This is a genomic window from Halomonas sp. MMH1-48, from assembly GCF_022348105.1.
Classification (GTDB): domain Bacteria; phylum Pseudomonadota; class Gammaproteobacteria; order Pseudomonadales; family Halomonadaceae; genus Vreelandella; species Vreelandella piezotolerans.
In genome coordinates this window covers 70,894-85,949 of sequence record NZ_JAKRFL010000012.1, presented here as the reverse complement: position 1 = coordinate 85,949, position 15,056 = coordinate 70,894, and the positions used below count along the sequence as shown (strand labels likewise).

Here is a 15,056-nt window from a genome sequence, read left to right as displayed (position 1 = left end):
CTCGTTAGCTAGCGACGTCCGCCTCGGCAGCTTCAAACGCTGCTTTCTCTTCTTCGGTGATCTCTTTGATCGAGAGCTTCACGCGGTTGCGGTTGTCGATATCCAACACCTTCACGATGACATCGTCGCCTTCGTTCAGGAAGTCGCGCACGTTATTGACGCGCTCCTGGACGATTTGCGAGATGTGCACCAGGCCATCGGTTCCCGGCATGATGTTCACGAACGCACCAAAGTCGGCGATACGTACGACCTTGCCTTTGTACAGCTTGCCGATTTCCGCTTCGGCGGTGATCGCCAGTACGGTATCGATCGCTTTCTTGGCAGCGGCTTTGTCTTCGGCGTAGATGCGAACGGTGCCATCGTCATCAAGATCGATCGATGCACCGGTGTCTTCGCAAATCTTGCGAATGGTGGCGCCGCCCTTGCCGATGACGTCGCGAATCTTGTCCGGATCGATTTTGATCGTCGCCATGGAGGGGGCGTTTTCCGACACCTCGTTACGGCTTTGGCTGATCACGGCGTTCATCTGCGCCAGGATACCGATGCGCGCATCGTGGGCCTGTTGCAGCGCAGTCTCCATGATCTCTTCGTTGATGCCCTCGATCTTGATGTCCATCTGCAGGGCAGTGACGCCCTCTTCAGAACCGGCCACTTTGAAGTCCATGTCACCCAGGTGGTCTTCGTCACCCAGGATATCGGTCAGCACCGCGTAGCCGTCTTCGTCTTTGACGAGGCCCATGGCAATACCCGCCACCGGGGCTTTCAGCGGAACGCCCGCATCCATCAACGCCAGCGAGGAGCCGCACACGGACGCCATGGAGCTTGAGCCATTGGATTCGGTGATTTCCGACACCACACGGATGGTGTAGGGGAACTCTTCTTCAGACGGCAGCATCGCTTGGACACCGCGACGCGCCAAACGGCCGTGGCCGATTTCACGGCGCTTTGGGCCACCCATGAAGCCAGCTTCACCCACCGAGTAGGGAGGGAAGTTGTAGTGCAGCATGAAGCGGTCTTTACGCTCGCCTTCCAGCGACTCGATGAGCTGCGAATCACGCAGCGTGCCGAGTGTTGCGACCGCAATGGCCTGGGTCTCACCACGGGTGAAGATGGCCGAGCCGTGAGTTTTCGGCAGCACGCCGACGTCGATGTTCAGCGGACGCACGGTAACGTTGTCGCGGCCATCGATGCGCGGCTCGCCCTTGACCACGCGGGAGCGCACCACACGCTTCTCAAGCGCTGCGAACGCGCCTTTCACGTCATCCTTGCTGAACTTGCCTTCCGCTTCCTCTTCGCCTTCCGCGGCCGCTAACTGTTCGACGGCCGCGTCTTTCAGCGCTGCGAGTGCATCTTGGCGCTGCATTTTATCGGTGATGCGGTACGCCTCACCCACTTTGGCTTCAAAGGCGTCGGCCATGGCCGTTTTCAAGGCAACGTTTTCTGCCGGCGCCTGCCACTCCCAGCGCGGCTTACCGGCCTCGGCAGTCAATTCTTTAATGGCGTCGATCGCGACCTGCATCTCCTGGTGGCCAAACAGTACGGCACCCAGCATTTCGTCTTCGAGCAGTTCTTGCGCTTCGGACTCCACCATCAGCACGGCGTTTTCGGTACCGGCCACCACCATGTCCAGCTCGGAGGTGGTCAGCTCTTCGACGGTGGGATTCAGGAAGTAGCCTTGCTCTTCGTTGAAGCCAACACGGGCGGCACCAATCGGGCCATTGAACGGAACGCCTGAGATGCTCAGCGCCGCCGAGGTGCCGAGCATGGCCGCGATGTCCGGATCGTGATTACGGTCGGTGGATAGAACGGTACAGATCACCTGCACTTCGTTCATGAAGCCTTTCGGAAACAGCGGGCGAATCGGGCGGTCGATCAAACGCGACGTGAGGGTCTCTTTCTCCGTCGGGCGGCCTTCACGCTTGAAGAAGCCACCGGGGATTTTACCCACGGCGTAGGTTTTCTCTTGGTAGTGTACCGAGAGCGGAAAGAAGGGCTGGCCTGGGTTGACGTCTTTCTTCGCCACCACCGTACACAGGACGACGGTGTCGTCCATGGTGACCATCACGGCACCAGTGGCTTGGCGAGCGATACGCCCAGTTTCGAGGGTGACGGTGCTGCGACCGTATTGGAACGTTTTTTTGACCGGATTCACGGCTACTTCCTTTAACATTAATAGCTACTTGTCTTTTCGCTTGGGTCGTTTGACTCGCCACCATTCTAGGCGTTGAGGCGCCGTACGGCTACCAGAAACAAAAAAACGGGCAGCTCACAAGGAGCTGCCCGTTTCGAATCATGGCCGTTAAAAACTTAGCGGCGCAGACCCAGACGCTGAATCAGAGACTGATAGCGTTCGAAATCTTTACGCTTCAGGTAGTCCAGCAGCTTACGACGCTGGTTTACCATGCGGATCAGACCACGACGAGAGTGGTGATCCTGCTTGTTGGTCTTGAAGTGGTCCTGCAGGCCGTTGATGTTGGCGCTCAGCAGTGCAACCTGAACTTCAGGGGAACCGGTATCGTTATCGCCGCGGCCGTATTCGTTGACGATCTCGGCCTTTTTCTCAGCGGTTAATGCCATCTGTCTCTCCAGTAAGCAATATGCCTAAAAGTGAATGGGTGAGACCACGCATATTTGCAGTCTCAGGCGACCATTTTCGCGCAAATCGCCACATCCTTGCAACGTTTTACCGCGATATTACGAACGAGCGACCGTGCTTAACAGCCGCTTGGGGGCCACTTCCTGCGGCCCTTTTACAACGCCAAGGCCGATAAACGTCTCGGCGTGATAAAGTCGTGCCAACGCATCGGGTGCCAATTCATCGACGGTGAGCTCGGCTGACTGTCCGTGGGCCAGTCGGCCAAACGAGGTGTCATCGACGCTCAGCGATGGCAGATGATCGACCAGCACATCCACGGGCATGAGTTCGGCTTCGCGGTCGGCTTGGCTAGCCAGTGCTTCCAACGCCTCCAGTGTCCACATAGCGTCGCCATCGAACGGCCCGGTTTTGAGCCGCCGTAGTTGACTGATGTGGGCACCACAGCCCAGGGCGTGACCGATGTCTTCGGCCAAGGTACGGATATACGTGCCTTTGCTACAGCTGACTTCCAGCTCGAACGCCGTGCCCTCGAACGCCAGCAGGCGCGCATCATACACGCTAACCCGCCGCGCTGCACGTTCAACCTGTTTGCCCTCACGCGCCAGCTCGTAGAGCTTTTTGCCCTGGTGCTTCAACGCCGAATACATAGGCGGTACCTGTTCGATCTCGCCACGAAAGCGGACCAGCACGGCCTCCACCTCCTCGCCGGTGAGGCTTGGCACCTCACGCCGCTCGATGACGTTACCCTCGGCATCGCCGGTGTCGGTGATCACCCCCAACTCTACCCGGGTGCGATACATCTTGTCGGCTTCCAGTAGGTGCGCGGAAAACTTGGTGGCCTCCCCCAGGCAGATAGGCAGAAGCCCTGTTGCCATGGGGTCCAGCGTGCCGGTATGTCCGGCTTTTTGCGCCTCGAACAGACGACGCACGCGCTGCAACGCGTGGTTGCTGGAGAGGCCTTTCGGCTTATCCAGCAGCACCACGCCATTGACCGGTAATCCGCGACGGCGACGGGCCATTAGCGCGTCTCCTCGCCCGCATCCGGAGTGTCGTCATCGGCTTGACGTGCGCGGTCAGAAGAGACCGCTTCGTCGATTAGCGACGAGAGGTGCTGGCCGCGCACCACGCTTTCATCGAAGTGAAAACGCAGCTCCGGCACGTGCCGGAGTTGAATACGCTTGGCGATTTGGCTTCTCAGAAACCCCGAGGCGCGCTTGAGCACCTGCAGGTTCTCCTTGATACGCTCGGGATCTTGCTCCCCCAGCAGCGTCACGTAGATATCGGCGTAGCCAAGGTCACGACTAACGGTGGCCCCGCTCACCGTGACCATGCCCAAGCGCGGATCTTTCACTTCGCGTTGGATCAGTACCGCCAGCTCCTTTTGGAGCTGGTCGGCTACTCGGTCGGTACGCTTGAATTCGCGCATGATTGCTCCTCGCGCGGCCTTACAGGCTGCGCTCGACCTTCACTTGGTCAAAGACTTCGATCTTGTCGCCGACCTGGACATCGTTGTAGTTCTTCACGCCGATGCCACACTCCATGCCGTTACGCACTTCTTGCACGTCGTCTTTGAAGCGGCGCAGCGATTCGAGCTCGCCTTCGTAGATGACCACGTTGTCACGCAGAACGCGGATGCGCTTGCTGCGCGACACGGTGCCTTCGACGACCATACAGCCAGCCACCGCACCGATCTTCGGCGCGCGGAACACGTCGCGTACTTCGGCCACACCCACGATCTCTTCTTTCCACTCGGGGGCAAGCATACCGCTCATGGCCTGTTTGACTTCGTCGATCAGGTGGTAGATGACGCTGTAGTAGCGCAGATCCAAACCTTCACGCTCGATGATCTCACGGGCTGCGGCATCAGCACGGACGTTGAAGCCGACCACGATGGCTTCCGAGGCCAGCGCCAAGTTGGCGTCGGTACCGGTGATACCACCCACACCGGAGGAGACCACGGCCACCTGTACTTCTTCGGTGGAGAGCTCTTCCAAGGCGCCTTTGATCGCTTCCAGCGAGCCCTGTACGTCGGCTTTGAGGACGATGTTGACCTTGGCCACTTCGTCTTGGCCCATCTGGCTGAACATGTTCTCCAGCTTGGCCTTCTGCTGACGCGCCAGGCGTACTTCGCGGTATTTACCCTGACGGAAGTTGGCCACTTCGCGGGCTTTCTTCTCGTCGGCCACGACCATGAAGTCGTCACCAGCATCTGGTGTGCCGTCGAGACCTTGGATCTCTACCGGCATGGCGGGGCCAGCGGTATCGACCTGCTTGCCTAGCTCGTTGGTCAGCGCGCGAACGCGACCGTAGTGCAGGCCCGCCAGGACGATGTCGCCCTTCTTGAGCGTACCGTTTTGTACCAGCACGGTCGCCACGGGACCGCGGCCTTTGTCCAAGCGTGACTCGACGACGACCCCTTTACCTGGCGCAGACGGTACGGCTTTGAGTTCGAGAACCTCGGACACGAGCTGAATCGCTTCCAGCAGGTCTTCGATGCCTTCACCACTTTTCGCCGAGACGTGAACGAACTGCGTATCGCCCCCCCACTCTTCCGAGATCACGCCGTGCTGAGAAAGCTCGTTCTTGACACGATCAGGATCGGCCTGGGGCTTATCGATCTTGTTCACGGCTACGACCATCGGTACGCCAGCGGCTTTCGAGTGCTCGACGGCCTCGATGGTCTGCGGCATGACGCCATCGTCGGCCGCCACCACCAGGATGACCACGTCGGTGGCTTTCGCACCGCGAGCACGCATGGCGGTAAACGCCGCGTGACCGGGGGTATCCAGGAAGGTCACGCCGCCGTGGTCATCTTCCACATGGTAGGCACCGATGTGCTGGGTAATACCGCCAGCTTCGCCAGTGGCGACTTTCGCACGACGGATGTAGTCCAGCAGTGAGGTCTTACCGTGGTCGACGTGACCCATGACGGTGACGACCGGTGAGCGGGTGATCTCTTCACCTTCGTAAGAGATGCCTTCCAGCATTTCCGTTTCCAGTGCGTCATCCTTCACCAGTTTGACCTTGTGGCCCATCTCTTCCACCACGATCGCCGCCGTATCTTGATCGATGGTCTGGTTGATGGTCACAGCTGCGCCCATGGTGAACATGGCCTTGATCACTTCGTTGGCCTTGATCGACATCTTGTCGGCCAGCTCAGCAACGCTGATCGACTCAGGGATCGAGACTTCACGGACGATCGGCTGCGTCGGCTTCTGGAAGCCGTGCTTGCCGTTGCCATTTTGGCTCGCCCCACCGCGACGTCCGCCACGGCGCTCGGCACGCTTCACTTTTTTGCCGCCGCCACGCTTGCGCTCTTCGCGATCACCGCGATCATCGTCGTCGTCACGACCTTTCTTCTTCGCTGCAGCCTTTTTCGGCGGTGCAGTACGACGGTCGGTACGACCCTCCTTAGGCGGCGCAGGCGGTAGATCGTCACCTGTCGACGTGTCTTCGATGTCTAGCTCAGGCACCTCGATGTCCGGCACATCAGTGGCTTTGGCCTTGGCTTGCTCTTCCGCCTCTTTACGAGCGGCATCTTCGGCTGCCTGGGCTTTCGCCGCAGCGGCTTTCTCTTCTGCAGCGCGAGCATCACGCGCTTTGCGCTCGGCTTCCGCTTCGGCCATGTCACCGACTAACTGACGCGGCCCCGAGTGCTTGGGTTCGGGCGCCTTCGGCTTCTCTTCTTCCTCACGCTTGACGTACGTTTTCTTCTTACGCACCTGCACTTCGATCGTTTTACCACGCTCGCCGGTCTTGATACGGCTACGGGTTTTACGGGTCAGCGTGATGCGATTCTTGCTCGGCTCGCTGTCACCACCGCCGTGGCTTTTCTTCAAAAAGCTCAGCAGCGTCTGTTTGTCGTCTTCAGAGACGGCGTCACTTTCCGAGCGGTGTTTCAAACCGGCTTCTTTCATCTGTTCCAAGAGGCGGGGCACATCGCGGCCCACCTTTACTGCAAAATCTTTAACTGTCATATCTGACATAGTGACCCTCCTCAGCCCGTGACCTGTTTACTGTGTGTTTGAGTCCGATGCGTCATCGACTTCAAACCAGGGCGCACGGGCAGTCATGATCAGTGCCGCTGCGCGCGCTTCGTCCAACTCCTCGATATCGACCAGATCGTCGACAGACTGCTCGGCGAGATCTTCCATTGTGACAATGCCGCGACTGGCCAGAATGAAGGCCAAATGACGCTCCATGCCGTCCATTTCCAGCAGATCGTCCGCTGGTTGAGCACCGTCTAGCGCTTCTTCCGAGGCAATGGCCATCGTCAGCAGCTCGTCTTTCGCACGTGCCCGCAGCTCTTCGACCAACTCTTCGTCGAACTCTTCGATGTCGAGCATCTCTTCGAGCGGCACGTAGGCAACTTCTTCCAGGGTGGTGAACCCTTCCTCCACCAGCAGGCGAGCGACCTCATCATCGACCCCCAGATGATGAACGAAGGAATCCACCAGGCTGTCGATCTCCTGCTCGCGCTTCGACTCGGCTTCGTCTTCGGTCATGACGTTGATCCGCCAGCCGGTCAATTCAGACGCCAAACGCACGTTCTGGCCGCTACGGCCAATGGCCTGTGCCAGGTTGTCCTGGGCCACGGCGACGTCCATAGCGTGCGCATCCTCGTCCACCAAGATCGAGGCCACGTCGGCCGGCGCCATGGCGTTGATCACCAGTTGAGCCGGGTTGTCGTCCCACAGAACGATATCCACACGCTCGTTTTGCAGCTCAGACGACACCGCCTGAACGCGGGAACCGCGCATACCCACACACGCACCCACCGGATCGATGCGGCGATCGTTGGTTTTGACGGCAATCTTGGCCCGCGAGCCGGGGTCGCGAGCGGCCCCCTTGATCTCGATCAGCTGCTCGGCGATTTCCGGCACCTCGATCTTGAACAGCTCGATGATGAACTCAGGACAGGTGCGCGAAAGCTGCAGTTGCGCGCCGCGAGCCTCCGGGTCGACCTTGACCAGCAGCGCACGTACGCGCTCGTTCATCCGGTAGCGCTCGCCGTGGATCATCTCGTTGCGCGGCAAAAACGCTTCGGCGTTCTCACCCAGATCGATGATCAGACCATCACGGGTAGTCTTCTTAACGATACCCGCGACGAGTTCGCCTTCACGGTCAGCGTACTGACGCACGACTTCGGCACGCTCGGCTTCGCGCACTTTCTGCACGATGACCTGCTTGGCAGTTTGCGCGGCGATACGCCCGAACACGGCGTTTTCGATCTTTTGCTCGACCACATCGCCCAGTTTCAGCGGCGGGTCGCGCTGCTCGGCAATGCTCTCTTTGATTTCATAGTCTGGCGTTTCGAATTCGTCGTCTTCGACCACGGTCCAGTAGCGGAACGTATCGTAGTCGCCCGTGCGGCGATCGATATGCACGCGCACGTTCGCTTCTTCATGCTCGAAACGCTTACGAGACGCGCTTGCCAGTGCGGCTTCGACCGCCTCGAAGATAACATCGCGGGGGACGCCTTTTTCATTGGAGATCGCGTCCACGACCATTAAGATTTCTTTACTCATGCGTTTGCCTCGCCAGAAAACCTGTCCTTTTGTGCATCATCCCGGCGCCTGCCGGAAGCCGCGACCCGTATTATTCGTCGAACTGCGGGACAACGTGCGCAGAATCGATGCTTTCGATAGGAAAGCAGTACTCTTCGCCTTCCAGTTGCAGTAGCACTTCATCGCCCTCGACACCTGCGAGGAGCCCTTGGTATTTGCGCCGCCCATCGAACGCGACGCGTAGCTTCAGAGCGACATGGTGGCCCTGATAGCGGATAAAGTGATCCAGGGAGTAAAGAGGACGTGCCATGCCGGGCGACGAGACTTCCAAGCGGTATTCGCCGGGAATTGGGTCTTCCACATCCATCACGGCACTGACTTGGCGGCTAATATCAGCGCAGTCTTCCACGCTGACACCGCTCTCGCGCTCGATGTAAATCACCAGCCGCGAATGCTTGCCCTGGGAAATATGGTCGATACCCCATAGCTCGAAGCCCATGGCGGCAACGACAGGTTCGATCAGCGCGTGAAGCGCAGCGTGTTTTGTGGCCACAGACAAAGCTCCTATAGCCGTTGCATCAGGCACCTGGCCAGGAGTCGTAAGAAAAGCTAGGTGGCTGATTGGCATTACCTGGGAATGTGTCTCTGGCTACTCGAACAGCATCCGCTCTTGAGACACGCTTGGCTCGCAAAAAGCTCTTCATAAAAGCTGTTTATAAAAAACCAGTTACAAAAAGCTACTAACAAAAAGCCCCTTCACAGGAAGGGGCTTTTCAAAAGAAACCTGTAGTACCATTCTAGCAACATGTCGCGAATTTTTCGCAGCTCAAAAGCACCTTAATACATGCCGTTGAGCCTAAACCATGCTACTAAATAAATGGTAGCGGGGACCGGATTTGAACCGATGACCTTCGGGTTATGAGCCCGACGAGCTACCAGACTGCTCCACCCCGCATCAATCTAGGTCGACGATAATAGACACTTGAAGGACTTACGTCAAGAACTCATTCAATAGTTCGCTTCACGTGCATCTTACGTCTCAGGTGCCAATCCTGATAGTCTGGGAAGCTGAATAATCAGCGAATCAGATGGTGCCGAAGGCGGGACTTGAACCCGCACGACCGTAAGGTCACTACCCCCTCAAGATAGCGTGTCTACCAATTCCACCACTTCGGCATCAGGGGAGGCTAAAGAAAGCGACATCAAGAAGTTACTCGCTGCTTTCCTCTAGCACTGGCGCGGTATTATCCATACTTGCAGCGGAGTCGTCAAGCGTTGGAATGTTTTGCTGCTGTTCGATCATCCGCGCATCAGGAATACCGGCTTCCGGCGCTTGGCCTGCCTGAGTGGCAAAGTATGCTAGAGCCATCGAGGTCACAAAAAAGCCAGCGGCTAAAACACCGGTGGTACGCGACAGGAAGTTACCGCTGCCCCGCGAGCCGAAAACCGTTTGCGACGCACCGCCACCAAAGGCTGCGCCTGCTTCGGCACCTTTTCCCTGCTGGAGCAGGATGAGTACAACCAAGGCGACCGCAATCACCACGTGAACCATAAGAATTGCAACTTGCATGGCGTTATCCTGCTGACTGACAAATGGCGTAGAAATCGTCGGTTTTGAGTGAAGCACCCCCCACCAAACCGCCGTCGATGTCCGGCTGAGCCAGTAGCTCAGCCGCGTTACTTGCGTTCATGCTACCGCCGTAAAGCAGTTTCAACTGCTCGGCAAGCGACGCATCAAACCCTGCCTGATAGGCGCGAATGCCTGCCATGACCTCTTGGGCCTGCTCTGGCGTGGCCGTCCGGCCCGTACCGATCGCCCAAACGGGTTCATAAGCAATGACGACCTGTGAGCGCTGCTCGGGGGCTAAGCGGGCCATGATATAGCCAACTTGGCGCAGAACGACGTCCATCGTGCGTCCCCCGTCACGCTCTTCCAGCGTTTCCCCCACGCAGAGAATCGGCGTTAGCCCTGCATCCACCGCTGCCAACAACCGATCGAACACCTGCTCATCGCTCTCGCGGTAGAGCTGGCGACGCTCAGAGTGCCCCACTAACACGTAGGTCACGCCCAACTCTTTGAGCATGCTACCGCTCACTTCTCCAGTATGCGCCCCGGAGTGATGAGGATTGAGCGTTTGAGCACCCAACTGCAGCGGCGTATCGTTGAACGCTTGGCGTGCAGCGTCTAGGTAGGGAAACGGCGGAATCACGACCACGTCAATGGACGTGGGCAGCGAAGCTGACGCGAAAGCTTGGCCGAACGCGTCGATCAACGCCTTGGAACCGTTCATTTTCCAATTGCCGGCAATCAATGGCGTACGCATGAAGAATCCTCACTCAAGGTGGAGCGAAATGGTATAGGAGCCGCCTTGTCAAGACAACCGCTGTTGCAAGGGCAATCGCAGGCACGGCGCGCTTTTCGGGTAAAAGCGACTCTCATTTTTTGAAGCTACTAACCGAGCAGCGCCTCGACTTGGGTTGCCAGCTTATTGGCCAAACGGTCGACATCCAAATGGGCACGCCCTTCGACCATGACACGAATCAGTGGCTCGGTACCCGACGGCCTCAACAGCACTCGCCCCTGATCACCCAGCTCTGTTTCCAGGGCAGCCACGGCGTCCATAAGGGGCTGGGCTGCCATCACTTCTTTGGCATTCGTCCCGGCGGGCAAGCGCACGTTGACCAGCGACTGCGGCACTTTTTCGAGCCCTTTCAGCAGTGCGGGCAAGGGTTTCTGCTCTCGCACCATCAGCGCCAGCACCTGCAACGCCGATACGACGCCGTCTCCCGTGCTCTGTACGTGCCCGCAAACGATGTGTCCGGACGCCTCACCTCCCAACTCCCAACCGTTGGCCGCCATCATCTCCATGACGAAGCGATCACCAACCTTAGCGCGTTGGAAAGGAATGCCGAGCCGGTCCAACGCCATGGCAAGCCCGAAATTACTCATCAGCGTGCCCACCACGCCACCCTCCAGCAGACCACGCTCATGACGGTCGCGGGCTATTAGATAAAGAATATCGTCGCCATCGACTTCTCGACCATCGGCATCGACGAGCAGCACGCGATCACCATCACCATCGAAGGCCACCCCGAGGTCGGCCCCTTGCTGAATGACTGCTGCGCGCAGCGCGGCCGGGTGTGTCGAGCCAACCTGATGGTTGATATTCAAGCCATCCGGTGCGGCACCGATCACGCTTACGTCCGCGCCCAGCTCACGGAACACGCTGGGGGCGATATGGTAAGTGGCTCCATGGGCGCAATCCAATACCACTTTCAGGCCGTGCAAGCTCAGCCGGTCGGGCAATGTCGATTTGCAAAATTCGATATAGCGGCCCGCCGCGTCATCGATGCGCGTCGCCTTGCCCAACTGCGCCGCATCGACGGTGGTCAGCGGCGCCTCCAGCATCGCTTCTATACGGTCTTCCACCGCGTCGGGTAACTTCTTACCTTCAGCAGAGAAGAACTTGATGCCGTTATCGTCGAACGGATTATGAGACGCCGAGATCACGATCCCGGCGTCGGCGCGGAAGGTTCGCGTGAGATAGGCGATTCCCGGCGTCGGCATCGGCCCAAGCAGCGACACGTCGACCCCTGCGGCCGATAGACCGGCCTCCAACGCCGACTCGAACATATAGCCCGAGATTCGCGTATCTTTTCCGATCAATACTCGAGTGCGCCCTTTTTCACGGCGTAATACCTGCCCGGCGGCCCAGCCCAGCTTGAGCATGAAGTCGGCCGTGATAGGCGCTTGCCCCACGGTACCGCGAATGCCGTCGGTACCAAAATAGCGTCTTGTCATACTCAAAGCTCCTTATCCATGGGTGGCTCACACCCCTCCTGCAACACCGCCCACGCCATGTTAACGGCATCCACCGTGGGCCCGACATCATGCACCCTCAGGATGCTCGCGCCTCGCTCCACCGCCATGGCCGACAGCGCCAGCCCACCGGCTAACCGCTCTTCCACTGGACGTCCCAGCACTTTCCCGATCATACTTTTCCGCGACATACCCACTAGCATAGGCAGCTCCAGCGAATGTAGCGTGTCCATGTACTTCAATAGCCGCAGGTTATGCTCGACGGTTTTGCCAAAGCCAAACCCAGGGTCGATGAGCAAGCGCTGACGGCGCAACCCAACTGCTTCACAAGCGGCGATGCGCTCGGCGAGATAGGTAGCCACTTCTTGCTCGATGGGATCTCGATAGCTAGGCGCGTGCTGCATGCTCTGCGGCTCACCTTGGCGGTGCATCAAACAGACAGGCAGGCCGCTGCTGGCGGCGGCGGCCAAAGCGCCCTCACGCTCGAGCGCCCGCACATCGTTGATCATGCCTGCGCCCAAGGCGCTCGCTTCACGAATGACCATGGCGCTACTGGTATCCACCGAGACCAGCGCATCGAGCTCGCGCACCAAGGCTTCGACCACGGGTGCGACACGATCCAACTCCTGCTGTTCCGAGACCGGCGTGGCCCCGGGACGCGTGGACTCCCCCCCCACGTCGATCATCGCGGCGCCTTCCGCCAGCATACGTTCGGCGTGGCGAAGTGCATCGTCTAGGGCAACATGCTGACCGCCATCGGAGAACGAATCTGGCGTGACGTTCAAAATCCCCATGACGCGCGGGAACGAAAGATCGAGCGTATGGCGCCCGCAGCGCAGCTGCAAAGCACTCTTTGTCGAGCGCAAAGGCGATGAAGGGTCAACGTTGGAAGTCATGCTGCCGCCTAAATCAAAAGAAATATAAATACGATTGCCCAACAGCATAACAAAAAAGGCGCCCCCATAGGGGACGCCTCTACGACTCATGGCCTTGGCTGGCTCAAGGGCCTGCAGGGCCGCCCAGCGGGTCGGAGGGACGGCGGCGCGGCTCGTCGTCGTCCTCTTCGCCATCGTCGCTCGATGCGTTCGACGCTTGATCCTCTGACTTGGTGTCAGGCTTGTCATCGCTCACACTCATACCACCACCCGATGAGTCACCGTCGCTCCAGCCCTCCGGTGGACGCGGATCACGGCCTTCCATGATGTCTTTGAGCTGGTTGGCGTCAATGGTTTCGAACTTCATCAGCGCTTCTGCCATGGCATCCAGCTTATCGCGGTTGTCATGCAGGATTTGACGCGCCTGCTCGTAGCACTCATCGATGATCTTGCGCACTTCTTTATCGAGTCGCGTGGTGGTTTCGCCCGACTTCAACTTGCCACCACCTTGTCCCGGGCCGCCGAGAAACTGGTGAGACTCGTCCTCGTCGTACATGATCGGGCCCATCTCATCCGAGAGCCCCCACTTGGCGACCATGTTATGGGCCAATTCCGTCGCACGCTTGATATCGTTGGAGGCACCGGTCGTGACACCGTTGACGCCTAACGTCATCTCCTCGGCGATACGGCCGCCAAACAGCGAACAGATCTGACTAATGATTTGCTGACGTGACAGGCTGTAGCGATCCTCCTCGGGTAGGAACATCGTCACACCGAGCGCGCGGCCACGCGGGATGATGGTCACCTTGTAGACCGGGTCGTGTTCGGGCATGACCAAACCGATAATTGCGTGGCCCGCTTCGTGGTAGGCCGTATTGAGCTTCTCTTTGTCGGTCATGACCATGGATTTGCGCTCTGCGCCCATCATGATCTTGTCTTTGGCAAGCTCAAGCTCGTCCATCCCCACCAACCGCTTGTTACGACGTGCGGCAAACAGGGCGGCTTCGTTCACTAGGTTTGCGAGGTCGGCACCCGAGAAGCCCGGTGTACCGCGCGCGATGAGCTGCGGTTTGACATCGTCCGCTAGCGGAACCTTACGCAGGTGAACGCCCAGAATGTGCTCACGGCCTCGAATATCTGGCAAGCCAACAGTGACCTGACGGTCGAAACGACCGGGGCGCAGCAGCGCGGGATCGAGTACGTCAGGGCGGTTAGTCGCGGCGATGACGATGATGCCTTCGTTCGCCTCGAAACCGTCCATTTCTACCAGTAGCTGGTTCAGCGTTTGCTCACGCTCGTCGTTACCACCACCCATGCCCGTGCCGCGAGAGCGGCCTACTGCATCGATCTCATCGATGAAGATGATGCAGGGCGCCTGCTTCTTAGCCTGCTCGAACATATCGCGAACGCGCGAAGCACCCACCCCCACGAACATCTCGACGAAGTCGGAACCCGAGATGGAGAAGAACGGCACCTTGGCTTCGCCGGCGATGGACTTGGCCAGTAGCGTCTTACCGGTACCGGGCGGGCCCACCATCAGTACGCCGCGGGGAATGGTGCCGCCCAGGCGCTGAAACTTGGTCGGGTCGCGCAGGAAGTCGACCAGCTCTTCGACCTCTTCCTTAGCTTCGTCACAGCCTGCCACGTCGGCAAAGGTGGTTTTTATCTGGTCCTGAGAGAGCAGCTTCGCTTTGGACTTGCCAAAACTCATTGGGCCGCCTTTACCGCCCCCAGCGCCGCCCTGCATTTGGCGCATGAAGAACATGAAGATAGCCAGAATCAGCAGGATCGGAAAGCTGGCGATCAGTAGACGCGTCCAGATGCTCTGCTGCTCTGGCTCCTTACCGACCACGGTGACGTTATTGCTGAGCAGATCGTCCATCAGCTTGGGATCTTCCGCTGCTGGACGAATGGTCTGGAACTGCGAACCATCCGTGCGCTCACCGGTGATGGTGTAGCCATCGATGGTGACGCTACGTACCTGTTGATTTTGCACCTGCTGCACGAACTGAGAGTAGTTCGTGGTCTGAGGTGCGCTTTCCGTACTGAAATTATTGAACACTGTCAGTAGAACGGCCGCGATGACCAACCACAGAATCAGGTTCTTCGCCATATCGTTCAAGGGGCTACCCTCATTACAAGAATCCGTCAGTTAACCGCTAATACTCTGACCTTACACCAGAGCTTAACGTTCAACCATTGCCAAAGCCCGTTGGGCGTTGGGCCATCTGTGTCACGCTCGTCCAGTGTGCATAATG

The 15,056-nt window shown here is 58.6% G+C and carries 12 protein-coding genes and 2 tRNA genes; all 14 read right to left on the bottom strand.

The window, feature by feature from the left end; translation table 11 throughout:
* Nucleotides 1-4 precede the first annotated feature (4 nt).
* Nucleotides 5-2,170: a polyribonucleotide nucleotidyltransferase gene (gene pnp, locus MHM37_RS11995; RefSeq protein WP_139527977.1), complete on the bottom strand. Its 2,166-nt coding sequence runs from the start codon at nucleotides 2,168-2,170 to the stop codon at nucleotides 5-7.
* A gap of 137 nt (nucleotides 2,171-2,307) precedes the next feature.
* Nucleotides 2,308-2,577: a 30S ribosomal protein S15 gene (rpsO, locus tag MHM37_RS11990; RefSeq protein ID WP_009723734.1), complete on the bottom strand. Its 270-nt coding sequence runs from the start codon at nucleotides 2,575-2,577 to the stop codon at nucleotides 2,308-2,310.
* A gap of 117 nt (nucleotides 2,578-2,694) precedes the next feature.
* Nucleotides 2,695-3,615 carry a tRNA pseudouridine(55) synthase TruB gene (gene truB / locus MHM37_RS11985; RefSeq protein WP_239296755.1) on the bottom strand — a complete coding sequence of 307 codons (921 nt, stop codon included), beginning with the start codon at nucleotides 3,613-3,615 and terminating at the stop codon, nucleotides 2,695-2,697.
* On the bottom strand, nucleotides 3,615-4,022 hold the full coding sequence (gene rbfA, locus MHM37_RS11980) for a 30S ribosome-binding factor RbfA (protein WP_219862522.1): 408 nt from the start codon (nucleotides 4,020-4,022) through the stop codon (nucleotides 3,615-3,617). The genes truB and rbfA overlap by 1 nt, the downstream gene beginning before the upstream one ends.
* 19 nt (nucleotides 4,023-4,041) lie before the next feature.
* A complete protein-coding gene (infB, locus tag MHM37_RS11975; RefSeq protein WP_153843153.1) occupies nucleotides 4,042-6,582 on the bottom strand; it encodes a translation initiation factor IF-2 in 2,541 nt (846 codons plus the stop codon).
* 27 nt (nucleotides 6,583-6,609) lie between these two features.
* On the bottom strand, nucleotides 6,610-8,124 hold the full coding sequence (gene nusA / locus MHM37_RS11970; protein ID WP_139527973.1) for a transcription termination factor NusA: 1,515 nt from the start codon (nucleotides 8,122-8,124) through the stop codon (nucleotides 6,610-6,612).
* Between the two features lie 70 nt (nucleotides 8,125-8,194).
* Entirely contained in the window at nucleotides 8,195-8,656 is a 462-nt protein-coding gene (gene rimP / locus MHM37_RS11965; RefSeq protein ID WP_139527972.1) for a ribosome maturation factor RimP, read from the bottom strand.
* Between the two features lie 325 nt (nucleotides 8,657-8,981).
* A tRNA-Met gene (locus MHM37_RS11960) sits at nucleotides 8,982-9,058 on the bottom strand.
* A 134-nt stretch (nucleotides 9,059-9,192) separates the two neighbouring features.
* A tRNA-Leu gene (locus tag MHM37_RS11955) sits at nucleotides 9,193-9,279 on the bottom strand.
* Nucleotides 9,280-9,313: 34 nt separating this feature from the next.
* Nucleotides 9,314-9,673, bottom strand: coding sequence for a preprotein translocase subunit SecG (gene secG / locus MHM37_RS11950; RefSeq protein ID WP_239296756.1), 360 nt, complete (start codon nucleotides 9,671-9,673; stop codon nucleotides 9,314-9,316).
* Nucleotides 9,674-9,677: 4 nt separating this feature from the next.
* Complete coding sequence (gene tpiA / locus MHM37_RS11945) at nucleotides 9,678-10,427, bottom strand: triose-phosphate isomerase (RefSeq protein WP_153843156.1); 750 nt, start codon at nucleotides 10,425-10,427, stop codon at nucleotides 9,678-9,680.
* A gap of 128 nt (nucleotides 10,428-10,555) precedes the next feature.
* Nucleotides 10,556-11,905, bottom strand: coding sequence for a phosphoglucosamine mutase (gene glmM / locus MHM37_RS11940; RefSeq protein WP_139527969.1), 1,350 nt, complete (start codon nucleotides 11,903-11,905; stop codon nucleotides 10,556-10,558).
* Nucleotides 11,906-11,907: 2 nt separating this feature from the next.
* Complete coding sequence (gene folP, locus MHM37_RS11935) at nucleotides 11,908-12,819, bottom strand: dihydropteroate synthase (RefSeq protein WP_239296757.1); 912 nt, start codon at nucleotides 12,817-12,819, stop codon at nucleotides 11,908-11,910.
* A 103-nt stretch (nucleotides 12,820-12,922) separates the two neighbouring features.
* Nucleotides 12,923-14,920, bottom strand: a complete 1,998-nt coding sequence (gene ftsH / locus MHM37_RS11930; RefSeq protein WP_239296758.1) for an ATP-dependent zinc metalloprotease FtsH — start codon at nucleotides 14,918-14,920, stop codon at nucleotides 12,923-12,925.
* Nucleotides 14,921-15,056 lie beyond the last annotated feature (136 nt).

What these genes read in the sequence shown, in the direction of transcription:
- nusA (WP_139527973.1), bottom strand. Translation starts at nt 8,124, where the DNA reads ATGAGTAAAGAAATCTTAATGGTCGTGGACGCGATCTCCAATGAAAAA.
- infB (WP_153843153.1), bottom strand. Translation starts at nt 6,582, where the DNA reads ATGTCAGATATGACAGTTAAAGATTTTGCAGTAAAGGTGGGCCGCGAT.
- pnp (WP_139527977.1), bottom strand. Translation starts at nt 2,170, where the DNA reads ATGTTAAAGGAAGTAGCCGTGAATCCGGTCAAAAAAACGTTCCAATAC.
- rpsO (WP_009723734.1), bottom strand. Translation starts at nt 2,577, where the DNA reads ATGGCATTAACCGCTGAGAAAAAGGCCGAGATCGTCAACGAATACGGC.
- folP (WP_239296757.1), bottom strand. Translation starts at nt 12,819, where the DNA reads ATGACTTCCAACGTTGACCCTTCATCGCCTTTGCGCTCGACAAAGAGT.
- glmM (WP_139527969.1), bottom strand. Translation starts at nt 11,905, where the DNA reads ATGACAAGACGCTATTTTGGTACCGACGGCATTCGCGGTACCGTGGGG.
- tpiA (WP_153843156.1), bottom strand. Translation starts at nt 10,427, where the DNA reads ATGCGTACGCCATTGATTGCCGGCAATTGGAAAATGAACGGTTCCAAG.
- secG (WP_239296756.1), bottom strand. Translation starts at nt 9,673, where the DNA reads ATGCAAGTTGCAATTCTTATGGTTCACGTGGTGATTGCGGTCGCCTTG.
- truB (WP_239296755.1), bottom strand. Translation starts at nt 3,615, where the DNA reads ATGGCCCGTCGCCGTCGCGGATTACCGGTCAATGGCGTGGTGCTGCTG.
- rbfA (WP_219862522.1), bottom strand. Translation starts at nt 4,022, where the DNA reads ATGCGCGAATTCAAGCGTACCGACCGAGTAGCCGACCAGCTCCAAAAG.